Origin of the sequence: Actinacidiphila rubida (genome assembly GCF_900110255.1) — a bacterium.
GTDB lineage: Bacteria > Actinomycetota > Actinomycetes > Streptomycetales > Streptomycetaceae > Actinacidiphila > Actinacidiphila rubida.
The window spans coordinates 1-24,366 of the sequence record NZ_FODD01000001.1; the positions used below are offsets into that span (position 1 = coordinate 1).

Below are 24,366 nucleotides of genomic sequence, written 5' to 3' on the forward strand. Positions count from 1 at the left end.
TTGCTCGCGCAGTTCCTCGCGCCCCTGGCGGTGCAGGTTCGTGGGTGGGGTCAGGGGCCACTCCGGGAGTGTCTCCTCGAACTGTGCGTGCACCGTTCTTCCGTGCCCTTACCCGGGTGGATGCACAGTTCTGCGGGGACACACCCGGATCGTCCCCTTCCGGCCGGTCCCCGTCTGCGGGAGGGCGTTGGCCGTGTCCCATGTCCCCCGCCGCACGGTGGATCAGCGGGAGGGGGTGGGGAGGAAGTGCTCCCCGCAGAGAAATGTGCGCGGCCCCCGGGCAACAACACGGACGAACCCGTATGCACATTTCCGAGGAGACGCTTCCGGACCGCCCCCGACCCCCGTACCGACGGCGCGCATATCAGGGGCGCGAGGAACTGCGCGAACAACCACGACGGCGCGGCACACGGCGACGCACCGCAAGGGGCAGGACGAGCCCCGCAGGGGCGCGGGGTCCCCCAGCCTTCGGCCGGGAGGTGCCCCCAACGCGAGCAACCCACCACCGGCCGGTGGACGGCGACGCACCGCAAGGGGCAGGACGAGCCCCGCAGGGGCGCGAGGTCCCCCAGCCTTCGGCCGGGAGGTGCCCCCAACGCGAGCAACCCACCACCGGCCGGTGGACGGCGACGCACCGCAAGGGGCAGGAGGGAACCCAACCCCGCAAACCCCGGGCGCACGCCCGGATGCGCGCTGCGCGCGGACGACGGAAGGTGGCCCCATGGACCGTCACCGGACGCCCGAAGCATGAGCCCCGGCCATGCTCCTCGAGCTCTTCCTCATCGGCCTGGCGATCACCCTGGGCCCGGTGCACAACACCGCGTTCATCCTGTTGCTGTCCTCGCAGCGGGGCGTGCGCAACGGCCTGGCGTTCATCCTGGCGTGGCTGGCCACACTCGTCGCGCTGATCGCGGTGGTGGTGCTGCTGACCGGCGGGAAACCGCCCAAGCACCACACCGCGCCGTCCACCGCCGCGCTGGCGGTGAAGCTGGCCCTGGGCACCGGCATGGTCCTGTTCGCCGAGCACCGGCGGCGCCGGCGCAGGTCCGGTGCCGTCCGCACCCGCCCCCGCAAGACCCCGAAGTGGCAGGCCCGCCTCGACCGCGTCACGCCCGCGACGGCTGCCGCCCTCGGCCTGCTGCTGCTGCCCTGGGGCGCGACCGCGGCGGGCGCCGCCACCGTCGTCAACGCACACGTCTCCTCGGCCGCCTCGTATACGGCTTTGGTGGGCTACTGTCTGCTCGCCACGTCGAGCCTGCTGGCGATGGAGCTGTACGCGACGTGGAGCCCGGAGGCCGCGAAGAGGCGGCTGAACGCGCTGCGCGAGTGGATCAACGGCCACCAGGAGCAGGTGCTGGTGACGCTGGCGCTCTTCCTGGGCCTTTTCCTGATGGCCAGAAGCATCTACGGACTCGTCGGTTGAGGTGACATGACCACCCCGAGGGACCTGCTGATCGTTGCGATGGACATGCCGTCCGGCCGGACGATAGAGCGCGGCGACCTGTCGCTGGCGCTGGCCGGCGCCGAAGCCGTCGACCTGCTCGCGGCGGGCGCGATACGCCTGGCGGACGAGCGGATGGTGCCCGGGCGGGCGTGCGCGCTGGGCGATGCCCTGCTCGACGCGGCCGCCGCGTCCGTGGCCGAGAGCCCGCCCGACGAGCCGGTCGGCGAATGGCTGTGGCGCCGGGGCCGGGGGCTGGCCGGCGCCTACCTGGACGCGATGGAGGCCGCCGGGCTGCTCACCCGGGAGGCCCGGCGGCGCTGGCTGGTCAGGTCCACGAGCCTGCTGCTCGTCGACTCCGCGGCCCGTTCCCGCGCCCGCCACCGCAACGCCGCCGACGAACCGGTGCTGGCCGGGCTGGCCGCCACGATCGGCCTCACCCCGCCGCACCGCGACGGCGTGCCGCCGATCACCGACAGCGCGGCGGCGGCCGTCCTGGCGGCGGTGACCGAGGCCGTCACCGAGCTGTCCGAGGAGCGCCTGCGGCGCGACCGCCGCCTCGCGGACGCCGCCGCCGACAACGTCCGCCGCGGCTACTGACCGCGGCCCGCGGGCGTCCACCGAACGGCCCGGCCCCAGGGGCCGGGTGGGATCGGCTGTCCCTGGCAGGGCGCGCGCCCTCGCGGAACCATCGAGGACATGAACGATTCCACCGCGCATTCCACGGCTCTGGTCACCGGAGCCAACAAGGGCATCGGCAGGGAGATCGCCCGGCAGCTGGCGGCCGCCGGCCTGACCGTCCTGGTCGGCTCACGCGACCCCGGGCGGGGGCGGCAGGCCGTCGAGGAGATCGGCGGCCGGGCCCGGCTACTGGAGCTGGACGTCACCGACCCCGGCAGCGTCGCCGCCGCGGCATCGCAGGTCGAGCACCTGGACGTGCTGGTCAACAACGCGGGGATCATGGTCGACGGCCGGACGCCGCCCGAGGCCGACACCGCCTCGTTCCGGCGGACGTACGAGACGAACCTGTTCGGCGTCCTGGAGGTCACCAACGCGTTCCTGCCCGCGCTGCGCCGTTCGGCGGCACCCCGCATCGTCAACATCTCCAGCGGCACCGGCTCGCTGACCTGGAGCGCCGACCCGGGGCACCAGTTCGCCGTGGCCAACGGCTCCGGCGCCGCCTACCGCTCCTCGAAGGCCGCGCTCAACGCGCTCACCCTCTTCTACGCCCAGAGCCTGGCCGGCGACGGCTTCAAGGTGAACGCGCTGGCCCCCGGTCTGCGCCGCACCGACCTCAACGAGCGGGCCGCCGCGGCCGAGGGCGACCCCGCCGAGGCGGCGGCCGGCGCCGTCCGGCTGGCCCTGCTGCCGGACGACGGCCCCACCGGCGGGTTCTTCTCCTGGGACGGCACGGTGGCCGCCTGGTGACGGCCGTCCCGGCCGGTCCCGCGCCCCGCGAGGCCCCCACCTGGAACTCCTCGGCATGCGCCCCCGGCGGTCTCGACGGAGCATGGGTACCGAGACCGGACGGGACGACACGCGGGGCGAGAGGGCGCCGATGGGAAGCGGAGCGCAGGGAGGGGCGCGGGGCGAGCCGTCCGAGACCGCGGAACTGCGGCAGATCGACGCACTGAACCGGATCGAGCCGCCCGCGCGCGCCGGCCAGGCGAACGGCCGGGACGCGCAGCACCCCCCGAACGGCGACCTGCCCGGACGGGACGGCTCGCCAGCCAACGGCGCGGGGGCGTCCCGCTGGCGGGACGCCCTCCTGCTGGAGGCCGGGCACGCCCTCGCCGAGGCCGACTCCCTCTCCGACGCGCTCAAGGAGGTCGCCCGCCTCTACACCCCCGACCTGGCGCTGGACGGCGTCGTGGTGTTCGGGGTCACCGACAAGTTCCTCAACATCCTCGGCCAGAGCGGGTACCCCCGCAACGACGCCGAAGGCGCGTTCCGGATGCCGATGACGACCCGGTTCCCGGCCACCGAGGTCGCGCGCTCCGGGCGGCCGGTCTACCTGTCCTCGCCGCAGGAGTACCGCGAGCGCTTCCCGGCCACGTGGCCGCTGGCGGCCCGGCACGGCCGCACGTCCTGGGCGTTCCTGCCGCTGGTGGTGTCCGGCCGGATCACCGGCGTGTGCCTGCTGGCGTTCCGCACGCCCATGGCGTTCACCCCCGACGAGCGGGGCCTGCTCGTGCTCGTCGCCCGGCTCGTCGCGCAGGCCCTGGAGCGGACCCGCACCAGCACCGCCGAGCTGGCCCTGTCCCGCGGGCTGCGGCGCAGCATGGGCTCCTCGGAACCCGCCGTGCCCGGCATCAGCGTCGCGACCCGGTACGTGCCGACCGGCGGCGGCCTCGTCGTGGGCGGCGACTGGTACGACATCATCAACCTCCCCGACAATCGGCTGGCCCTCGTCATCGGCGACGTCCAGGGCCACGACGTGCACGCCGCCGGCCTCATGGCACAGCTGCGCACCGCCGTCCACGCCTACGCCGCCGAGGGCCACGGGCCCGACGCGGTGCTCGCCCGGACCTCCCGCTTCCTCGGCGCCCTCGACGACGACCGGTACGCCACCTGCCTGTACATCGAGGCGGAGCCGCAGAACGGCATGCTGCACATCGCCCGCGCCGGGCACCCGCACCCCGTGCTCCGGCTGCCCGACGGCACCTGCATGATCAAGCACGTCAGCGGCGGACTGCCGCTGGGCCTCATGCCCGACGACCACGACTACCCGGTGACCGACCTCGAACTGCAGCCCGGCGAGGTCATGATGCTGTGCACCGACGGCCTGATCGAGACCGGCGGCCACGACATGTTCACCGGCTGGGTCCGCGTCCGCGACGCGATGGAGCCGGGCCCCGGCGAGGACCTCGAAGGCATGGCCGACCGCCTCATCCACGCCGTGCACGACCCGGTGGCCCAGTACCAGGACGACGACAGCGCCGAGGACCGCGTCCAGGCCGAGGCCGCCGAGGCGGGCGAGTCGGAGCTGCACGACGGCATCGGCGGGCGGCGCGTGCACCTCGCCCCGCGCAACGAGGACGACATCGCCCTGCTCCTGCTCCGCCGTGACACCGATGTCCGGCGGCCCGTGATCCCCGAGCGGCGGCTGGTCCTGACGATCGGCCAGGACCAGGGCGAGGGCCTGTCGGAGGCCCGCGCCGAGGTCGGCGCGCTCCTGCACGACTGGGCCCAGCCGGACCAGGTCGACACCGCGATCCTGCTGGCGTCCGAACTCGTCGGCAACGTGCTGGTCCACACGGACCAGGCGGCGGTGCTGTCCGCGACGGTCACCGGCGAGCCGGGGCACCGCACCCTCAAGGTCGAGGTCTCCGACCGTGGCGACGAGTTGCCCCACCAGCGGGCGCCCGGTGAACTCGCGTCCTCCGGGCGCGGCTTGATGATGCTCGACATTCTCTGTGAGCAGTGGAGTGTGCGGCCCGAGTCCGAGGGCAAAACCGTCTGGTTCTCCCTCTCCGAGGACGCGGCCGCGGCGCAGCCGCCCCTCCCCTGAAAACGGGGTGCCCCCGGGGCTTGCGGGGTTCGGCATCCGGGGTGCCCCGCGCTGCGCGCTGCCGTCTGCGGGTCTCGTCGTGGCTTGTCGCGCTGGGGGCACCTCCCGGCCGAAGGCTGGGGGACCCCGCGCCCCTTCGGCTTCCGGGGTGCCCCCGGGCCGCCGTGCCCGTCGCACGGTTCGTCGTGGTTGCTCGCGCAGTTCCTCGCGCCCCTGATATGCGTGCCCTTTGTCCGTGGGGTCGGGGGCGCTCCGGAAGCGTCTCCTCGGAAATGTGCATACGGGTACCTCCATCGACGCACCCGGGGGCCGCGCACATTTCGCTGCGGGGAGCACTTCCTCCCCACCCCCTCCCGCTGATCCACCGTGCGGCGGGGGACATGGGGCACGGCCAAGGTCTTCCCGCAGACGGGGACGGGCCGGAAGGGGACGATCCGGGTGTGTCCCCGCAGAGCTTTGCAAGGCCCCGGCCCACCTCTTCGGAAAAAGCCGCCATGCAAAGGTCGAGGAGACACTCCCGGAGTGGCCCCTGACCCCACCCACGAACCTGCACCGCCAGGGGCGCGAGGAACTGCGCGAGCAACCGGCCACCGGCCAGGTGACGGCGACGGCGAGCAAGGGGCTGGACGGGCCCCGCAGGGGGCGCGGGGAACTGCGCGAACAACCACGACGGCGCGGCACAGGTCGAGTAAGCCCCGGGGGCACCCCGTCGGCTCAGGCCGGATAGACGTCGCGGACGTTGTCCTGGGGTGCGGGCAGCGCCCGCCCCGCGGGCCCGCGGGCGAACGCCCGCAGCACGTTCTCCGTGGCCCGCGCCACGAACGCCCCGGTGGCCGCGACCATCCCATGGTCGCGGCCGTCGTCCCCGCCGCCCGCCATCAGCGCCTCGATCCACCGCATCGTGCCGGCCGCGAAGACACCGGCCCCGCTCGGGACGGTGTAGTACGCCGCGTCGGAGTGGCTGCTGCGCCCGGCGCAGACCAGGGGCGAGTGCCCGACGATCTCGATCGGCGCGTGCGGGGGCGTGGGGTCGCCGGGGCGGACCCGGTCGTACTCGACGCCGACCAGGTGGGGGAACGCCTGGCCCTTGCGGACGCCGGTGCCGGCGAACACCCAGTGGTCGGGGCGTTCGACGACGAACGGCGCGTCCGTGGGGAAGCCCTCGTAGATGACGCCCGTCAGGGAGGACTCGGGGTCGGCGCCGGGTCCGGACCGGAAGTCCGTGGTCGCCATGGTGGGGTGCTTCTCCAGGTAGGGGTCGACGTGGAAGTCCGTCTTGTAGCAGACGACGGTGCGGGGCCGCCCGTCCCGGCCCGCGCCGGAACCCGGTTCCAGCCGCACCCGGCGGTAGCAGGTGTTGGCGCCGAGGAACGCCAGGTTCGTGCCGGCGTCGCGCGCGGTGGTGACGTGCGCGCGCTGTTCCGGCGTCCAGTACTCGTCGTGCCCGAGGACGACGGCCGCGTGCGCGCCGTGCAGCACGGACGGGTCGAGGTGGACGTCGATGCCGGTCGTGTAGGCCAACGGGATGCCGAGGCGTTCGGCGAGGACGACGAGCGCGCGCTCGTAGACGAGGAACTTCTCCGCGCCGCTGTGGTCGTAGGGCCGGTCGAAGCTGACGGTGAAGGAGCGGTGTGCGTAGCTGCCGTCCCGGCCTTCGTAGAGGCTGTAGCCGCCCCACTGGTTGTACGCCTGCCAGGTGGCGGGCGCGTGCATCAGGAGGGTGCGGCCGGCCGCGCCGGTGGAGCGGACGACGAGCGGGACGTACCGCTGGTGGCCGTTGTCGTCGTCGAGGCGCAGCAGGTACGCGCCTTCGGGCCAGCCGTGGGTGGGCACCCGCAGGCTGCGGCGCCAGCCGGAGGCGTCGACGGTCCGGGTGGGCACGATCAGGCGCGCCCGGTCCTGGCGCTGCCCCTGGACGTGGTCGGAGCGCCACACCAGCCGGGCCTGGGCGCCGCCGTACCAGCCCACGCGGAACGCGGAGACGTGGAAGCCGGGCGCGGTGGTGGAGACGTACAGCCCGAACTCGTCGCCGGGCAGGACGCTGACCTGGTCCGCGTACCCCTCGATCGCGTCGGACGGCCCGAGCGAGCGGATCCGCCAGTCCTGGTCGCCGGCCGCGACGGTCGCGGGGACGGTCGGCGTGCTCGGCGTGCTGTGCGTACCGCCCGAGCCGGTGTCGCAGCCGGCGAGCCCGGCCGCGGCCAGCGTCGCCGCGCCCGCGGCGGCCGCGCCCAGGAAGTGCCGCCGGTCCAGGCCGCGGCCGTCGTCGCCGTGCTCGCCGCCCGCGTCCGGGCCGCCGCCGTCACCCATCGCGCTCCCGCCTTCCGCTCTCCCCCAGCATCGTCGTGCGACTCGCGTCACGGCACGACCCGGGGACGCCCGAAAGGCGGGCGCGGGGCCGCCACTCGCGGTGCGCGGGGAGCCGGCTGTAGCCGAGTTGTGGCGGAATGGGGACGTACGCGGGCGGTACGGGAGGAGGGGGGCGCGCCTAACCTCGGGGTATGGGTACGGGGGACGAACTGGTGCTGGTGGCGGTGGAGCCGGGGAAGCGGCGGCTCCGCGGCGGGGAGCGGCTGCGGTTCGCGCTGCGGGCCGCGGAGCTGGTGGATCTGCTGGCGCTCGGGCGGATCGCGATGGGGGAGCGGGCGATCGAGGTGGTCGACCGCACGCGGGTGGAGGACCGCCGGCTCGGGAACGTGCTGCACAGCCTGGGGACGACGGTTCCGGCGCCGGACCTGAAGGGGTGGCTGCGGGCCACGCCGAGGTCGCTGACGTACGAGTACCTGTCGCGGCTGGAGGACCGCAAGCTGGTGCGGGTGCGCAGGTGGCGGGACCGCGGGGGGCGCAGCCATCACGACATCCTCTTCGTGGACGTGGCGCGGCGGCGGGAGGTGCTGGCCCGGCTGGACGGGGAGGACGGCGATCCGGCGCTCGCCTCGCTGGTGCAGGCGGTGGGTCTGGCGCACGTCGCCTATCCGGGGCTGCGCGGCCGGGCGGCCCGGCGGCGGCTCGCCGCCCGCGCGGACGCCGGCCCGGCCGGCAGCGCAGCCCCGGCGGTCAGGGACGCGGCGAGGGCCGTGCACGAGCAGGAGGCGGCGATCCTGGCCGCGGGCCTGGACACCTTCTCGCGCCGGGTGGTCGGCGAACTCGCGGACCTCTACAGCGACTTCCGTACCGGAGGCGTCGGCCTCGGCCACGACCTCGACTCCCGGGGCTGGTCCGGCGGCGACCTCGGCGGTCATCACGGCGGCCATCACGGCGGGCACGACGGCGGTGGGCACCACGGCGGCGGGGACGGCCACGGCGGCTGGTGACGCGCCGGAGCCGTCCCCGGCACGCCCGGACACGGAGGGGGGCGGTCCGGTCCGATCCCCTGCCCCGGGCCGGGCCGCCCCTGCGGGACTGACCCGCAACGGGGGCGGTCCGGTCCGATCCCCTGCTTCGGGCCGGGCCGTCTCCGCGGGGAGCGGCCAGCTACGGGTTGCCTCCGTGGGGACGACTCTCCCAGCACGCCGGGCGCCGCGTATTGGAGAAATGCGCTCCCGGGCGAGGAAAGGCGGCCGGCCACCGGCAGGCCAGCGCCGGTCAGCGCACGAGCGCGCTCGTCACCCGGCCCGGCATCCGGTCCACCGGACGCCCGGACGTGCTGCGGCGGGCCAGGAACTCCCTGGGGGTGCAGCCCGTCATCGCCTTGAAGTCCCGGTGCAGATGGGCCTGGTCGTAGAAGCCGCACGCCGCGGCCGCGGCGGACGGCGCCGCGCCACCGGTCAGCATCCGCAGCGCCCGCTGGATGCGCAGCACCCGCGACGCGGTCTTCGGCGACAGCCCGATCTGCTGGCGGAAGCGCAGTTCGATGTGGCGGGTGCTCCAGCCCGTCGCCTCACTGAGGCGGTCCAGCGGCACGAGCCCGTCCGAGCGGACCAACTGCGACCAGGCCCAGACCACTTGGGGAGCAGGCGCCCGGCCCTCCGCGCGCCGCCGACCCAACAGGGCGTCCACACGCGCGAACCGGTCCGCCCACCGCGGTGCCTCCGCGAGCTGTTCCGCCAACTCGCGGCTCTGCGGCCCCAGCAGGTCCGACAGCGGCAGCATCCGCCCGCGCAGCTGCGCCATGTCGTCGCCCAGCACCGAGTACGCCATCCACGGCGCCAGATGGATCTCGACACCCTCCACCCGCCCGCCGTGCTCGCCCATCGTCGCCTCGCAGCGCGGGCCGTTGACCAGCGACGTGTACGACGGGACGGACGACGGCGAACCGGGCGCGGCGCCGGTGTCCAGCGAGCCGACCCGGACCTGCCCGCGGATGTTCACCACCATGGTGATCATCCCGCTGGCGATCTCGATCCTGCGCTGCGGACGGATCAGGTCGAGCCTGAAGCCTCGGTAGCTCAGCACACCCGGTCCCAGCCGGCGGCTCGGCGCCGCCGTCACCGTCTGCCAGGAGCCGTCCTCGGTCGTTCCCTGCGAGCCACGCATCCGCTGCCCCTCGTCCACCCCCCACGGTGCCGTCCGGTCGCCTCCGACCGTACCCACCGCACCCGCTTGGTGCGAGCGCCGTCCCCACCCGGCCCGCGCCGCGGGAGGCACGCGGACGGGAGCGCCGGAGGGCTCGGCGGAGGGTTCGGTGGACGGCGGTTCGGCGGGGGCGTGGTGTTCCGGGGCGATATCCGGTGGAGTCTGGGTAGCCGCCCAGGGCGTACGTACGTTCGCAGTCCCGCTCCCGAGGAGAAGCATGTTCGCACTCACGTCCCGCCGCCTGCGCGGGACCGCCCGCCGCGTGTTCGGCTGGGAGCGGCTGCGGCCGGCCCAACTGGTCGCCATGAAGGGCGTGATGAAGGGGCGGGACGTGCTCGCCGTGATGCCGACGGGGGCGGGCAAGTCGGCGATCTACCAGGTCCCGGCCGCGCTGCTGGACGGACCGGTGGTGGTGGTCTCGCCGCTGATCGCCCTGCAGCGCGACCAGATGCAGAGCCTGCTCGGCACCGACACGCTCCGCGCCGCGGCGGTCAACTCCGCCCAGCGGCGCAGCGACACGGACGCCGCGTGGGACCGGATCAGCGCCTCCTCCGTCGACGTGGTCTTCCTCGCTCCGGAGCAGCTCGCCAAGGACGACGTCGTCGAACGGCTCGCCCTCGTGCGGCCGCGCCTGCTCGTGGTCGACGAGGCGCACTGCGTCTCCTCCTGGGGCCACGACTTCCGTCCCGACTACCTCAGGCTGGGGTACGCCCGGGAGCGCCTGGGCCGCCCGCCGGTACTGGCGCTGACCGCGAACGCCGCCGCGCCCGTGCGCCGCGACATCGCAGAACGGCTGGGCATGCGGGACCCGTTGGAGATCGTGGCCGGCTTCGACCGGCCCAACATCCACCTGGAGGTGAAGGCGTTCCAGGACGAGGCGGCCAAGGACCGCTTCGTGCTGGAACGGGCGGCCGCGGAGGAGAAGCCGGGCATCGTCTACGCGGCGACGCGGCGTGCGGCCGACGCCCTCGCCGACGAGCTCTCCGGCCTCGGGCTGTCGGTCGCGAGCTACCACGCGGGCTGCGCGGCGGCCCGGCGCAGCGACGTCCAGGACCGTTTCCTGGCAGGCGAGTTGGACGTCGTGGTGGCGACCTCCGCGTTCGGCATGGGCATCGACAAGGCGAACGTGCGGTTCGTCCTGCACGCGTCCGTCCCCGGATCCCTCGACGCGTACTACCAGGAGATCGGGCGGGCCGGGCGGGACGGGGCGCCGTCCCGGGCGATCCTGGCCTACCGCGCCAAGGACCTGGGGTTGCAGCGGTTCTTCGCCGCGGGATCGCCGGACGCCGACGCGCTGCGGCGGGTCGCCGAGCGGCTGCGGGACGCCGGGGGTGCCGTCGGCGCGACGAAGCTGCGGGCCGCGTGCGACCTGAGCGCGACCCGCCTGTCCGCCGTGCTGAACCTCCTGGAGGAGACGGGTGCGGTCCGCACCGGACGCACCGGCAGCCGCTGGACCGGCTCCGTCGAAGCCACGGGAGGCGGCCCGGGGGGCGCGGACGTCGACGCGGTGGTGGAGGAGGCGCTGGCGGTCGACGCCACGCACCGCAGCCTGGAGAAGTCCCGGGTCGAGATGATGCGCGGCTACGCCGAGACCCTGGACTGCCGGCGCCGGTACCTCCTCGGCTACTTCGGGGAGGCCGCGCCCGCCACGTGCGGGACGTGTGACGTCTGCACCGGCCGGGCGGCCGATCCGCGCGCCGCGGACACCGCCCCGCCCGCCGCCCGCCCGCGGGAGACCGCGGGCCCCCACCGGCGCGGCCTCCGCTCCCGGGCCGCCGCCCGGCCCGGCCCGAAGTCGCGTCCCGGCGGCGGCCACCCCTACCCGCCGGGCGCCCGCGTGCGCCACGAGCGCTGGGGGGAGGGCGAGGTGATGAGCGACGCCGAGGGCAGGCTCACCGTGCTCTTCGACTCCGTCGGGTACCGCACGCTGTCGCTGGCCGTCGTCACCGACAAGCAGCTCCTCGCCGCGCTCCCCGCCGCCAGGCGCTGACTTCCGCTTGCGGAACGGGAGTTGTCCCCGCCGCCCGGGACCGCGACCGGCGTCCCGCGTGGGCCAGGGATCGCGCGCGCACCGCGGCGCTCACCGGCCGCCGCGGTGCGGGCGGTTGCGGCGCGAACCGGGGCTCCGCGTCCGCGACGCCGGGAGGGTGCCTCCGGGCCCGGCCTCGGCTTTCCGCCTGCGTTCACAGCGCGTTGGGCGTCGCGGGCCGCACGCCTCGGACGCGGACGGGAGAAAGGGGCGCGGCCGGATGACCGCCGGCCGCGCCCCGTGCGGGCCCGCGCCCCCATGACGCGGGCCCGCGGTCTACTCGGCCGGGCGCACCTGCACGAGGTGCGTGCCCGGCGTGATCACGTCCAGCACGATGTAGCCGGCCTCGGAACGGGCCTGGTAGGCCTTGGCCTTGACGCCGTTCCAGGCCAGGTTCCGGTCGACGTGGACGGTCACGGCCCGGCCGCCGGTCGGGACGGCCACCGTGCCCGTCGTGCCGTGCGGCGCGCCCACGGTGAGGGTGAACGTGCCGTCCGCGCCCTGCTGCCAGTCCGCCTGGACCGGGCCGTGCGGGCTCGGGGCCTGGCCGCGGGCCCAGGCGACGGAGCCCGGGTGCGGGCGGACCGTCCAGGTGGCGAAGCCCGGCGACGTCGGCTGGATGCCGAGGAGTTCGTTGGTCAGGGCCGGCACGACACCGGTCGACCAGCCGTGGGCCATGCTGGTGTAGGACCCCTCGTAGAGCGAGCCGTCGGGGCCGATGCCCTCCCACGCCGTGATGCCCGGGTCGTGCGCGTCCATCCAGCCGTAGGTGCGGCGGATCTGGTCCAGCGCGGAGTCCGCGCGGCCGGTCTCGAAACGTGCGACGAGTTCGGGGTAGGACGTGAACGCGTAGACGCGCTGCGAGGCGTCGCCGAAGATCGTGTCGTTGTCCATGAACGCGTTGCCGTACGGCCGGACGGTCGTCGCGTCCAGGTGCGCGAGCGCGGACGCGGCGCGGGTGGCGTCGGCGACGCCCGCGGTGATGGCGATGGAGTTGCCGTCCTGCGCGTGCCGGGCGGGGCCGCTGCCGGAGTCCAGGTAGGCGCCCGCGGCGGCGTCCCACAGATACGCGTTGATCGCGTTCGCGACGGTCCGCGCGCGGGTCGTCCAGCGGTCGGCGTCGGCGCCCTTGCCCAGCGAACGGGCCATGGACGCGGCGTCGTTGAGCGCCTGCACGTAGTTGGCGTTGTAGTACGTGACACGGCCGGTGCGGCCGAGGAACGCGTAGTCGCCGTACCCGGACGTGCCGTTGAGGCCCTTGCTCAGCAGGCCGTCGGAGTCGGTCACCGACGGGTACCAGGAGTCGAGGACCTTCACCAGCTGCGGGTAGTAGTGGGCCGCGTAGTCCAGGTCGCCGGTGTAGAGGACGTAGTCCCAGCTGCACGTCACCCACCAGAGCGGGTAGTCGAAGAGCGGCAGGGTGTAGCCGTTGATGGAGGCGGGCGGGATCCAGCCGTCGCCGCGCTGGTGGTCGGCGAGGTCGGCGAGGACGTTGCGGGCGGCGGCCGCCGCGTCGTCGTGCGTCAGGTACAGGGTGCGGCCGGAGACGGCCAGGTCGCCGACGTACGGGTCGCGGTCGCGCTTGGCGCCGTCGTGCAGCACCAGCTTGCCCTCCAGGCCCGCGGTCGCGGCCCCGCGCGGGTCGATGTCGGTGGCCCGGAAGGTGTCGGTGACCAGCTCGTTGGTGTACGCCGAGCCGTACCAGTAGCGGTTGAGGTCGTCGTCGGAGCACAGGAACCAGCCGCGGTAGGTGTCGGCGGTGCCGACGTACGCGGTGAAGTCCAGCCACACCGCGTCGATGGCGACTTCGCCGTACGGCTGGGCGGCGGGCGCGTCGCCGGGCAGCGCGTCGAGGCTGATCTGCAGGTAGCGGAAGCCGTGCAGGCCGTCGGCGTACACCTTGGTGCCGCTCTGGTAGCCCTTGGTGTCCTGCCAGTCGGCGCCGCCGGCCGGCACGGCGAACTGGTCGGTGCCGCCGCCGGGCGCCCCCGACTGGTCGGAGCGCGTGAAGTCGCTGCGGTCGCTGAGGTATTGGAGCGTCTCGGAGAACGCCAGCCGCACACCGGGGTTGTTGGCGGACGCGGACGCGAACGTCACGTGCGGGTACCCGACGACGACCTTGCCGAAGTCGATGACGACCCGCGGGATGTCGTCGGCGGCGAGGACCGCGGGGTAGACCTCGTTGACGCGGGTGAAGTCGCCCTTGCCCGTGCTCTCGTCCGCGGTGACCGTGATGCGGACGCTCGTGGTGCTGACATCGTTGTCGAACGCCACGGCGCGCCGGACGGCGGTGTTGCCCGTCACCGTGGCGGCGGTGTGCCACGCGCCGCCGTCCCACGTCTCGACCGTGAACGCGGTGGGGAAGCCGTCCACGTTGGACAGCAGGGTGATACCGGGCAGCGTCACCGCGGACGGCGTGGTGATGGTGAGGACGTCCGGGTACGCGCCGATCGTGTCGTCGTTCCAGAACGTGTCGGTGCTGCCGTCGATGGCGTTGGCGGCGTCGTAGGTGCGCGGGTTGCCGTCGTTGCCGTTGTTGGGCGCGTGCGAGGACGACGCGGTCGCGGTGGTGCCGGCCGGCCAGCGCGGCGGGGTGGCGGGCTGGGGCCGCTTGAGCGTGGTGACGCCGCCGCCGGGCGCCAGCAGCGCGTCCGCCGCGGTGACGTCGCCGGTCGTGCGCTGGACGCGGACCGGCCGCACGGTGCGGCCGCTCGGGCCCTGGAGGTAGCCCTGCCAGCCGTCGGCCGGGATCGCCGCGGGAGACGCCGCCGCGGCGGACCCGGCCGAGCCCAGGGTCAGCCCGGCCGCGGCCAGGGCGGCGCTGCCCAGCCCGGCCAGCAGGACGGTCCGGCGCTGGGGGCCGCCGGCGGGCGGGGTGGACGGGTCGTGGGACGCGGGGGTGTGCGGCATCTGCGGCTCCCTGGGATGAGGTGCACGGGCGGGCCGGTCGCGGCGCTGATCGGGCGGGTGACCTGCACATCGGCGTGAAACGATTCAATTCCACGCTGCGGGGAGAGAGTACAAGGGGGCCGGGGTCGCGTCCATACCTCGCGCACACAGTGCGAACGGGAGGGTCCGGGCGGGGTTCCCGTACTGAATCGATCGCGCGACGGCGCGCGCCGGCTCGATGACAGGGCGCGCTGTCGCGCGCGCCGGCTCGATGACGGGGCGTCAACTCGTCCTCCGCGCCCGCGGGTCCGGACTGATGCGGCGGGGCGGGGGCAGACGGTCCGGCAGAGACGAGGAGGCCGCCATGCCAGTGACGTTCCGCAAGTCCTTCCGCATCTTCCCCGGGGTGCGGCTCAACGTGAACCGCAAGTCGCTGTCGCTCACGCTCGGGCGCAAGGGTGTGCATCGGACGTGGTCGACGACGGGTAGGCGGACGACGTCCGCGGATCTGCCGGGGCCGTTGGGGTATCGGCACACCGAGTGATCGCCGGCGCGGGGCTTGCGGGGTTCGGGTTCCGTCCTGCCCCTTGCGGTGCGTCGCCGTCCACCGGCCGGTGGGTGGTTGCTCGCGCAGTTCCCCGCGCCCCTGATATGCGTGCCCTTTGTCCGTGGGGTCGGGGGCGCTCCGGAAGCGTCTCCTCGGAAATGTGCATACGGGTACCTCCACCGACTTGCCCGGGGGCCGCGCACATTTCTCTGCGGGGAGCACTTCCTCCCCACCCCCTCCCGCTTACCCACCGTGCGGCGGGGGACATAGGGACACGGCCAAGCTCTGTCCTCCCGCAGACGGGGACGGGCCGGAAGGGGACGATCCGGGTGTGTCCCCGCAGAACTGTGCATCCACCCGCCCAGCCGAACGAAAGGACGGTGCACGCACAGTTCGAGGAGACACACCCGGAGTGGCCCCTGACCCCACCCACGAACCTGCACCGCCAGGGGCGCGAGGAACTGCGCGACAAGCCACGACGAGACCGGCAGACGGCAGCGCGCAGCGCGGGGCACCCCGGAGGCCGAAGGGGCGCGGGGAACTGCGCGAACAACCACGACGGCGCGGCACTCGCCGGATCAAGCCCCGGGGGCACCCCGTTGGCGCGACAAGCCACGACGAGACCCGCACACGGGGGAGGCGAGAAAAGGCGCTCGCCTCCCCGCAGGGGCTAGTGCAACGGAAGCGTCGGGGTGTGGTCGGTGCGGACCGCGTCCAGGGCGTGGGGGTTGAGGCCGAGGAGGGTGAGGATCGTGGGGGCGATCTGTGCCGTGCGGACGGGGGTGCCCGCGGTCGCGGGCACGGCCCCGGCGCCGGAGACGATCAGCGGGACGTCGAGATCGTCGGCGTGGGCGCCGCCGTGCTCGGCGATCTTCTTGGTGCCGCCGGTGTAGACGACGCCTTCCTGGGTGACGCCGAAGATGTCGGGGACGCGGGCGTCGCCCGGCTTGACGCCGAAGTAGCGGGCCGCGGCCGCGCCCGCGTAGACGCGGTCGAGGCCGCCGCGGGTGAACGCCTTGGGCTTGGCGTCGATGTCGGTGCCGGTGCCGCTCTGCGCGAGCAGGTACGCCGAGGCGAAGGACGTCGCCTCGGGGGAGCGGTCGGTGAGCCACAGCAGCATCGCGTCGTCGTCCACCGCGTGCGCGACCAGGTCGCCGGCGCCCGGGTGCCGCTGCTTCCAGGCGGCGTTGAGACCGTCCAGCAGCGGGCCGTCGTCGACGCGGGTGAGTGCCCGCGGGTCGGTCGGGGACTGGCCGTGCTTGGCGGACAGGATCACGGTGGTGCTGCCGGACAGGTGCTCCTTGGCGATCTCCGTAACCAGTGCGCCGACCTGGCCGTCGATCCAGTCCAGGTTGTGCTGCAGCAGCGGGCCGGGCACGCCGGGCGCGGTGTAGCCGCCCTTGAGGCCGTCGGAGGAGGGCAGCTTCTGCGCGGTGGACACCGACTGGAAGTTGAGGCCGAAGACGGCGGGCGTGCCGACCTTGTGGGTGCGGCTGTGGTCGTAGCCGTCGATCTCGTTGAGGACGGCCTGCACCTTGTAGCCGTCGTACTGCTCGGTCGCCTTGTTGTCGGTGGTCCAGTCGGAGCCGGCCGCGTACCCGGTGGCGTCGGAGTTGATCTCCGGGGTGAACAGGTCCTGGATGCCGTCGCCCGAGGGGCCGTTGAGGATCTCGTAGGCCGCGTGCTTGTCCGACCAGGCGGTGCGCAGTCCGGCCTTGTGCGCCACGTCGAAGACCGTGTTCACCTTCAGGTAGGAGTGCGGGTACACCGGCGTGCAGGTCTTCGGGTCGACGGGGAGCTTCGTCGGGTCGAGGAGGGTGGCCGGGTGGCCGGTCATCGACAGGATGCTGCCGGGCAGGCCGGCCAGGCCCTGGCCGGCGTCGAGGGACGCCTTGTTCCGGTCGAGGTCCTCGGTGAGGTCGACCTCGGCGCCGGGCTTGGCGGTCGCGCAGTCGGTGGTGCCGGCCGGGAGCAGCGCGCTGTTGTACGTGTCGTCGTAGTAGACGCCGGTGGTGCCCGGGCCGCCGCCGGTGAGCTGGGCGACCATGCCGGGGAAACTGTCGGACGGCGTGGTGGTCCGCGCGTGCGTGAACTGGGTGCCGCCGTGCACCAGCCGGGCCAGTGCGGACTGCGGGTGCCCCGCGACGTACCAGGCCAGGTCGGACTGGTGCAGCCCGTCGACGGAGATCAGCAGGACGTGCTGGGCGGCGGCCCGGTGCGGCTGGTGCGCGGCGCCGTGGCCGGACACCGGCGAGGCCTGCGCCTGGGCCAGAACGGCCGTTCCCAGCAGTCCGGTTGAGGCGAGCACGGCGGCGAGGCGGAGCGAACGGCGGCGGTTCACAGGGGGGTCCTCCAGGTGCGGGCTTGGCGGGCGGGGCAACGTTTCCGCGCCATGGGTAGTGGCGCCCGGTGTACTGCGGGCGGCCGGGACGTGAACGCACAGTCGTCGCACAGGTGTTCAGAGCAAGCTCACAGGTTCCTTGCCGAAGTCTTGGCGCCCGGTTGGGAGAACGCCGGGGGTCGCGGGGGTGGCGCGGGTGCCCGATGGGCCGCCCGGCGCGCGCCCGCCCGGGTGACCCAACGGAGCGGTTCGCGGCGGCGCGCGGGGCGCGGCGGAACGGCCGGCGGGCGCCGCGTGGGTAGGGTCGCGCTGCCCGCGGTGGCGGGCCGGCCGTCGTCCCAGCGGCCGCCGTGAGGGGAGCACCGCCATCGCCCAGCCCGCGAACCCGCCCGCGAAGCCGTCGGGGAAACCGTCAGGGAAGCAGCCCGGCGAGGCCGACGAGCTGCGGGAGCTGCTGAGCCGGCCCGCCTACCTCAAGGGCCTGGTGTTCTGCGGGCTCATCGGCATCCCCGTCTCCCTGATCGCGTTCTGGTTCCTGGCCGGGATCCACCAGCTGGAGAACCTCGTGTGGACGACGTGGCCGCACGACCTCGGGCACGCCGACCCGCCGTGGTGGTGGGCGCTGCCCATGTCCGTGGTGCCGGCGGTGGGCGTGGCCCTGGTGGTGGTGTTCCTCCCCGGCCGCGGCGGCCACATCCCCGTGATGGGTCTGAGCGCGGGCGGCCCGACCGTGCCCGCGCTGCCCGGCGTCGTGCTGGCCGCCGCCTGCTGCCTGCCGTGGGGTGTGGTGCTGGGCCCCGAGTCGCCGCTGATCGCGCTCGGCGGCGGGCTGGCCCTGCTCTTCCGGGACCTCGTGCGGGCACCGGCCAACCAGGCGAGCAACGCGTTGATGGCCGCCGCCGGTTCGGCCGCCGCCATCTCGGCGATCTTCGGCAATCCGCTGGTCGCCGGGATCCTCCTGATGGAGGTCTCCGGTGTCGGCGGCCCGCAGCTGATCGCGGTGATCCTGCCCGCGCTCCTGGCGGCCGGCATCGGCTCGATCGTGTTCACCGGCTTCGGCCACTGGACGGGACTGCAGGTCGGCAGCCTGAACCTCGGCCTGCCCAACCCGCCGCGGCTGGACACCGGGGACGTGGCCTGGTCGGTGCTGATGGCCGTCGCCGTCGGGGTGGTCGTGCACTACGTGATGATGCTCGGGCGGCACGTCGCGATCCTGGTCGCCGGCCGGACGGCACTGGTGACCGCCGGGTGCGCGGTCGCGATGGCGGGCTGCGTGACGCTGTACGCGCTGTCGACCGGCCGCTCACCGGCCGAGGCGGCGCTGTCCGGGCAGTCGGCGCTGGCCGAACTCGCCAAGGACCCGCACTCCTGGCCGGTCGGCGCGCTGGTCGCGGTGCTGGCGTTCAAGGGCCTGGCGTACGCCCTGTGCCTGGGCAGCCTGCGCGGTGGCCCGATCTTCCCCTCGTTGTTCCTGGGCGGCGCCGCCGGGGTGCTGCTGGCGCCGCTGCCCGGGTTCGGGGTGGTGCCGGCGATGGCCGCGGGGATGGCGGCGACGTGCACGGCGGCGCTCCGGCTGCCGGTCAGTTCCGTGGTGCTGGTCGGCCTCCTCGTGGGCCACACGGATTCCCTCCCGGTGATCATCCTGGCCGGAGTGGTGGCCTTCGTGACCACGGAACTGCTGCCCCAGGGGCCGAAGGTGCCGCCGCTCCCGCCGCTGCGCGGGCCGCTCGCCGGCCGGTGGCCGGCCGTCTGACCGGCCGCGGAGCGCGGACGGGTGACGCGCCGGGGGCCCCGCGGGGCGGGCGCGGGTGGCGTGCTCGCGACCGGCGTGTCGGCGGACACGCCCACCGGAAGCCGAAGCGTGACAAGTGATGCATATCAGATGTTATGACATGCCTGACCTTCCCCCTTGGCGAACTGGATGTCAGGTATGAATCCGCGTATGCCCTTCCGCCGGACGGCACGCACCACGCCGCCGGCCCTCGCGACCACCGTCGCGACGCCCCTGTCCCCCACGACCCCCGCGGCCCCCGCATCGTCGGGCCCCGAGTCCGCACCCGCGTCCCTGCCACGGCCCAGGATCGGCCGCGGCCGTGTCTGGAAAGCGGCGCTGCTCGCCTCGCTGCTGCCGCTGACGGCCGCGGCGCCGGCGCTCGCCGGCCCGAGCATCGCGCACCCCGCCCCGGACCCGAACAAGACCGGGCTGGTGGAGAAGAAGCTCGTCCCCGACCTCGTCGGCACGATGCAGAAGCTCCGTATCCCCGGCGCGATCGTCTCGGTGACCATGCAGAAGTGGGGCACCACCACCGCCGCGCTCGGCACCGACTACCTCGGCAGCGGCCTGCAGATGGACGCCGCCGAGCACCTGCGCATCGGTGACGTCACCCGGACGTTCACCGGCACGGTGATCCTGCAGCTGGCCGGCGAGCACCGGATCGGCCTCGACGAGCCGGTCGCCCGCCTCGTCTCCGGCGTTCCGAACGGCCGCCTCATCACCGTCCGCCAGCTGCTGCGGATGACCAGCGGGCTCTACGACTACGCCGAGGACCCGGCCCTCAACAAGGCCCTCGACCAGCACCCCGACGCGCGGTTCACGCCGCACGACGTGCTGGCCGTCGCCTTCCGGCACCAGCCGTACTTCGCGCCGGGCAAGGGCTTCCACGACTCGGCGACCGACACGGTGCTGCTCGGCATGATCGCCGAGCGCGTCACCCGGCAGCCGCTGCAGACCCTGTTCCAGCAGCGGATCTTCCGCCCGCTGGGCATGAAGGACACCCGGATCGACAACGGCGTCACGTTGCCCGACCCGCACGCCCGCGGCTACCAGTTCGGCACCAACACCGACGCGCTGACCGCGCCGGTGCTCAGCGGCAAGGACGCGGCCTGGGCGGACTTCTCGGCGGGCAAGCCCACCGACGTCACCACGTCCAACGCCTCCTGGGCCTGGGCGGCCGGGGCCGCGACCTCCACCGTGGCCGACCTCAACCGCTGGGCGCCCGCGCTGGCCACCGGCAAGCTGCTGACCCCGCAGATGCGCAAGGAGCAGATGCTGCTCATGCCGACGTCGGTGAAGGCGGCCCGCACCGCCTCGCCGTCGGCGGCCAAGCCCACCGCGATGCTGGGTTCCGCCGCGTACGGCGCGACCTCGTACGGCCTGGCGCTGGCGGACTACGCCGGCTTCCTGGGCCACGCGGGCCGCGTCCCCGGCTACTCCAGCATCGTCACGTACGACCCGAAGAGGCAGGCCACGGTCGTGATCATGGTCAACTCCAGCCGGTCGCCGGACGGGAGCGTGCCGGCCAACGAGCTGATGAAGCGCGTCCTCGCGGACGTCTTCGACGGCTGAGACCGCGGTTTCGCGGCACCCCCACCGCCGGCGTCGGCAGCACCGTGCGTGCTGCCGGCACCGGCGGTGCCGCGTGCCGGCTCAGCCGTCCTTGCTGTACCGCCCCGGTGGCTTGCCGCGGCCGGAGGACGACACCGCGCCCCAGCCGGCCCCGCCGCTCGCCCCGCCGCCGGCCCCGCTTCCCTCGTCCGCCGTGGCCACCCATCCGATGGTTCCGCCGCTCTCCTGCGCCTCGACGAGGAACGAACCTTCGCCCAGCTCTTCGATGCCCGGCAGCAACGCCATCGCGGCGTCGCGCAGTTGGGGTTCCGTCGCCGGTGGCGAGCACCAGCGCCTCACGGCCGGGCACGTCGGCCAGCAGCGTCCCGTCCACCACGCGCAGGCCCGCGATGCGGGTCAGCGGCACCTCGCCCGCGCCGTCGAGGGCGCGCACCCTCACTTCCGCCATGAGGACCAGGCTTCCCGGACCCGGTGATCGTCAATCCGCCGTCGCCATCGCATAGGTGAGGAAGGGGGTGCGGGTGGCGTGACGGTCGTAGGCGGAGCGCGCGCGGTAGTTGTCCTCGGCCGTGCGCCACCGGACGTGCGGCCAGCCCTCGGCCGCGCCGACGCGCCGGATCTCGCCGAGGAGCGCGTCGACGGCGCCGCCGCCCCGGTGCGCGGGGTCGACGTAGATGTCGTCGAGGAAGCCCCGCTCGCCCTGCAGGGGCGACTCCTCGACGCGGAAGTGCGCGAGGCCGACGACGCGGCCGTCTCCGGTGCGGGCGAGCAGGCAGCGCGGGGTGCGCGCGGGGTCGTGGATCCAGCGCCACGCCCGGTCGAACTCCTCGTCGGAGAGTGTGACGTCGTAGAACGCGGCGTATCCGCCGAACAGTTCGCGCCAGCGGTCGTGGTCCTCGGGCCGCGCGGGCGCGACGGTGACGGTGTCCATGGCCAGGACGCTAGCCAGTACGTTGCACTAGCGTCAATTCATTTCTGCACTAGTGCAGACCAATGGACCCTAGGTGCCGGGGCGTTCGCGGGTGACGCCGTGCGGGGGCTTGTCGTCGCGCAGGCCCAGGTAGCGGGGGTGGCGCAGGAGGCCGTCGCGGGTCCACTCGGTGAAGGCGATCTGGGCGACGAGCCGGGGCTCGACCCAGGTGGCCGTGCGGTCGGCGGGGGCGGGGGTGAACGGCGAGGTGGGACGGCGCAGTTCGGCGAGGCGGGCGCCCAGGGCGCGCAGGGTGCGCTCGGTGAAACCGGTGCCGGCCTTGCCTGCGTAGCGCAGAGTGCCCCCAGTCCCAGTCCCAGTCCCGGCCCCGTTGTCGTAGTAGCCGAGCAGCAGCGCGCCGAACTCGGCGCGGGAGCCGGCGGGACGGGTGAAGCCGCCGATCACGAATTCCTGGCCGAGGGAGCATTTGAGCTTGAGCCAGTCGCGCGAACGGCGCGGCTGGTACGGGGCGTCGGCGCGCTTGGCGATCAGGCCCTCCCATCCCTTGGCGCACGCCTCGTCCAGGTCGCCGTTGTTGCGGTGCGCGGTGAAGCGCAGCGGGCCGTGGAAGGCGACGGCCGCACGCAGCAGGGACTTGCGGGCGCGCAGCGGCAGCCGGGTGGTGTCCCAGCCGTCGAGCGCGAGCAGGTCGAACAGGTAGTAGGTGATCGCCACCGGGCTGGCCCGCACCGCGCGGGGGTCGGTCAGTCCCATCCGCTGCTGGAGCAGCTCGAAGTCGGTGCGGCCGCCGCGCAGCGCCACGACCTCGCCGTCCACCGCGAGGCCCGGCCACTCCTGGGCCGCCAGTGCCGCCACCACCTCGGGATAGGTGGAGTCGATGGACCGGCCGGTGCGGGACCGCAGGTGCGTTCCGTCCGCGTCGCTCGCCGCCAGCACGCGGACGCCGTCCAGCTTGCGCTCGAACAGCCAGCGCTCGTCGAAGGCCCGGCGCTCGGACAGGGTGGCCAGCATGGGCGGGACCGGCGGGCCCGCACCGGCCGGGCGCAGCAGTGCCCGCTGGGCGGCCGGCAACCGGTCCAGGGGTGAGTGCACCGCTGACGCCACTGATGCCTCCTCGTCACCGCGCTTGCCACCGCGCTCGCCGCCGTGCCGCCCGCCTCCGCGCCGGCGGGCGGCACCGACACCCTCCGGGTCCCCTTCCGCCGCGCGGGCAAACGGCGCCCCTTGGGTGATGCCGGGGGATGCCGGTCGGCGCCTGGGGCGGCGGTTGGCGCCCGGGGACGCCGGTCGCCGCCCGGGGACCTCTCCGCCGGGCCCCGCCAGCTCCTTAGACAGAGTTGTCTGGATCACATTCACCAGGCCCGATGATCGGGCGATCCCTGGTCGGGGAGGGGGTGCTGAGCTGGGTGGATCGCAGACCATTTGACTTAGTCAGACAGGTCTGTCTAATCTGTCGTTCGTCAGTAGACAGGTCTGTCCATTCAGGGAGCCGCAGCCGTGACCACCCCCGCGACCGTCCAGCAGCAGCAGGCCGCCGCTCGCGACACCGCCTCCGCCCGTGCGGGCACCGGGGCGGCCGTCGGGCGCCGACGAGGACTGGGACCCACGTCGTCCCTCGTCCTGATCTCCTCGCTCCTCATCACCTTCCTCGCCGCCTCCAGCGCGCCGACCCCGCTCTACGCCGTCTACCAGGGCGAGTGGGGCTTCTCCCCGATCACCACCACCGTGGTCTTCGGCGTCTACGCGCTGGCCGTGCTGGGCGCGCTGCTGGTCTTCGGCAAGATCTCCGACCACATCGGACGCCGCTCGGTGCTCATGGCCGGACTGGTCGGCCAGGCCGTCTCGATGCTGGTGTTCACCAACGCCCACAGCGTCGCCGCACTGCTGGCCGCACGCGTCATCCAGGGAGTGGCCACCGGTGCCGCGTTCGGCGCGATGGGCGCCGCCCTGCTGGACATCGACCGCGTCAAGGGCGCCTTCGCCAACTCCTTCGCGCCGCCGCTGGGCACCGCGTCCGGTGCTCTGGTCTCGGGCGTCATCGTGCAGTTCCTGCCCGCTCCGACGCACCTGGTCTACTACGTGCTGCTCGGCGTCTTCGCCCTGCAGGCCGTCGGTGTGGCCCTGATGCCGGAGACGGTCACCCGCAAGCCCGGTGCGCTCGCCAGCATGAAGCCCGAGATCAAGCTGCCGCGGGTCATCCGCAGGCCCGTCGCGATCGCCGCGCCGGTGCTCTTCGCGGTGTGGGCGCTGGCCGGCTTCTACGGGTCGCTGGGCCCGGCGATCACCCGCGACCTGGTCCACTCCGACTCCGTGGTCTACGGCGGGCTCGGCCTGTTCGTGCTGGCCGCCTCGGCCGCCGTGTCGGCCCTCGTGCTGCGCAACACCCCCACCCGCACCGTGATGACCTCCGGCATCGCCGCCCTCGTGGTGGGCGTCGGCCTGACCCTGCTGTCCGTCGGTTCCGGCGGTGGCGGCACGGCCGCGGTGATCGGCTTCTTCGCCGGTACGGCCATCGCCGGCTTCGGCTTCGGCTCCGGCTTCCAGGGCGGCATCCGCATGGTGGTCCCGCTGGTCGAGCCGCACGAGCGGGCCGGCGTGCTGTCCCTGCTGTACGTCGTGTCGTACCTCGGCATGGGCGTGCCCGCGGTCCTCGGCGGCGTGCTCGTGGTGCACGGCGGCGGGCTGCTGGACACCGTCCGCGAGTACGGTGCCGCGGTGATCGTGCTGGCCGGCGCGGCGCTCGCCGGGCTGCTGCTGAGCGGCCGCAAGGTGCCGCAGGCGGTCCGGGAGAGCTGATCCCGGACCGGATCGGCCGG

At 74.1% G+C, this 24,366-nt stretch carries 17 protein-coding genes; 10 read left to right on the top strand and 7 right to left on the bottom strand.

The genetic code is table 11. From position 1 onward, the window contains the following. Nucleotides 1-760: 760 nt before the first annotated feature. From BMW99_RS00005 to BMW99_RS00020, 4 genes are all read left to right on the top strand, one after another. Nucleotides 761-1,423, top strand: a complete 663-nt coding sequence (locus tag BMW99_RS00005) for a GAP family protein (protein ID WP_069466963.1) — start codon at nt 761-763, stop codon at nt 1,421-1,423. 6 nt (nt 1,424-1,429) lie between these two features. Next, nucleotides 1,430-2,041 (top strand): GOLPH3/VPS74 family protein, encoded by a 612-nt coding sequence (locus BMW99_RS00010; protein ID WP_069466964.1) that lies wholly within the window; start codon nt 1,430-1,432, stop codon nt 2,039-2,041. A 99-nt stretch (nt 2,042-2,140) separates the two neighbouring features. Continuing rightward, nucleotides 2,141-2,869: an SDR family oxidoreductase gene (locus BMW99_RS00015; protein ID WP_069466965.1), complete on the top strand. Its 729-nt coding sequence runs from the start codon at nt 2,141-2,143 to the stop codon at nt 2,867-2,869. A gap of 130 nt (nt 2,870-2,999) precedes the next feature. Then, complete coding sequence (locus BMW99_RS00020) at nt 3,000-4,952, top strand: ATP-binding SpoIIE family protein phosphatase (protein ID WP_069466356.1); 1,953 nt, start codon at nt 3,000-3,002, stop codon at nt 4,950-4,952. A 714-nt stretch (nt 4,953-5,666) separates the two neighbouring features. Here BMW99_RS00020 and BMW99_RS00025 read toward each other — a convergent pair. Next, the gene (locus tag BMW99_RS00025; protein WP_177226042.1) at nt 5,667-7,262 is read right to left on the bottom strand and encodes a N,N-dimethylformamidase beta subunit family domain-containing protein; all 1,596 of its coding nucleotides are present in this window, start codon (nt 7,260-7,262) and stop codon (nt 5,667-5,669) included. Between the two features lie 191 nt (nt 7,263-7,453). Between BMW99_RS00025 and BMW99_RS00030 the strand changes: the two genes are divergently transcribed. Beyond that, entirely contained in the window at nt 7,454-8,266 is an 813-nt protein-coding gene (locus BMW99_RS00030) for a GOLPH3/VPS74 family protein (RefSeq protein WP_069467382.1), read from the top strand. Between the two features lie 271 nt (nt 8,267-8,537). Here BMW99_RS00030 and BMW99_RS00035 read toward each other — a convergent pair whose 3' ends face one another. Beyond that, entirely contained in the window at nt 8,538-9,428 is an 891-nt protein-coding gene (locus BMW99_RS00035) for a helix-turn-helix domain-containing protein (RefSeq protein ID WP_075016005.1), read from the bottom strand. Between the two features lie 256 nt (nt 9,429-9,684). Between BMW99_RS00035 and BMW99_RS00040 the strand changes: the two genes are divergently transcribed. Further along, entirely contained in the window at nt 9,685-11,457 is a 1,773-nt protein-coding gene (locus tag BMW99_RS00040; protein WP_075016006.1) for a RecQ family ATP-dependent DNA helicase, read from the top strand. A 315-nt stretch (nt 11,458-11,772) separates the two neighbouring features. Here the strand turns inward: BMW99_RS00040 and BMW99_RS00045 are convergent, their stop codons facing one another. Further along, nucleotides 11,773-14,406: an alpha-L-rhamnosidase-related protein gene (locus BMW99_RS00045; RefSeq protein WP_075016007.1), complete on the bottom strand. Its 2,634-nt coding sequence runs from the start codon at nt 14,404-14,406 to the stop codon at nt 11,773-11,775. Nucleotides 14,407-14,749: 343 nt separating this feature from the next. On the opposite strand from BMW99_RS00045, the gene BMW99_RS00050 reads away from it, so the two are divergent. Next, the gene (locus BMW99_RS00050; RefSeq protein ID WP_075016008.1) at nt 14,750-14,929 is read left to right on the top strand and encodes a DUF4236 domain-containing protein; all 180 of its coding nucleotides are present in this window, start codon (nt 14,750-14,752) and stop codon (nt 14,927-14,929) included. A 673-nt stretch (nt 14,930-15,602) separates the two neighbouring features. Here BMW99_RS00050 and BMW99_RS00055 read toward each other — a convergent pair. After that, entirely contained in the window at nt 15,603-17,273 is a 1,671-nt protein-coding gene (locus BMW99_RS00055) for an alkaline phosphatase family protein (RefSeq protein WP_069466298.1), read from the bottom strand. Nucleotides 17,274-17,757: 484 nt separating this feature from the next. Between BMW99_RS00055 and BMW99_RS00060 the strand changes: the two genes are divergently transcribed. Next, nucleotides 17,758-19,026 (top strand): chloride channel protein, encoded by a 1,269-nt coding sequence (locus BMW99_RS00060; protein WP_245791108.1) that lies wholly within the window; start codon nt 17,758-17,760, stop codon nt 19,024-19,026. Nucleotides 19,027-19,215: 189 nt separating this feature from the next. Then, a complete protein-coding gene (locus tag BMW99_RS00065; RefSeq protein WP_107485310.1) occupies nt 19,216-20,619 on the top strand; it encodes a serine hydrolase domain-containing protein in 1,404 nt (467 codons plus the stop codon). A gap of 81 nt (nt 20,620-20,700) precedes the next feature. Here BMW99_RS00065 and BMW99_RS00070 read toward each other — a convergent pair whose 3' ends face one another. From BMW99_RS00070 to ligD, 3 genes are all read right to left on the bottom strand, one after another. Next, a complete protein-coding gene (locus BMW99_RS00070) occupies nt 20,701-20,958 on the bottom strand; it encodes a hypothetical protein (protein ID WP_143080506.1) in 258 nt (85 codons plus the stop codon). Between the two features lie 139 nt (nt 20,959-21,097). Further along, nucleotides 21,098-21,550, bottom strand: coding sequence for a GNAT family N-acetyltransferase (locus tag BMW99_RS00080; RefSeq protein WP_075016010.1), 453 nt, complete (start codon nt 21,548-21,550; stop codon nt 21,098-21,100). A gap of 69 nt (nt 21,551-21,619) precedes the next feature. Continuing rightward, complete coding sequence (ligD, locus tag BMW99_RS00085) at nt 21,620-22,642, bottom strand: non-homologous end-joining DNA ligase (protein WP_075016090.1); 1,023 nt, start codon at nt 22,640-22,642, stop codon at nt 21,620-21,622. Nucleotides 22,643-23,047: 405 nt separating this feature from the next. Between ligD and BMW99_RS00090 the strand changes: the two genes are divergently transcribed. Then, nucleotides 23,048-24,346, top strand: a complete 1,299-nt coding sequence (locus tag BMW99_RS00090; protein ID WP_245791109.1) for an MFS transporter — start codon at nt 23,048-23,050, stop codon at nt 24,344-24,346. The last annotated feature ends 20 nt before the right edge of the window (nt 24,347-24,366 follow it).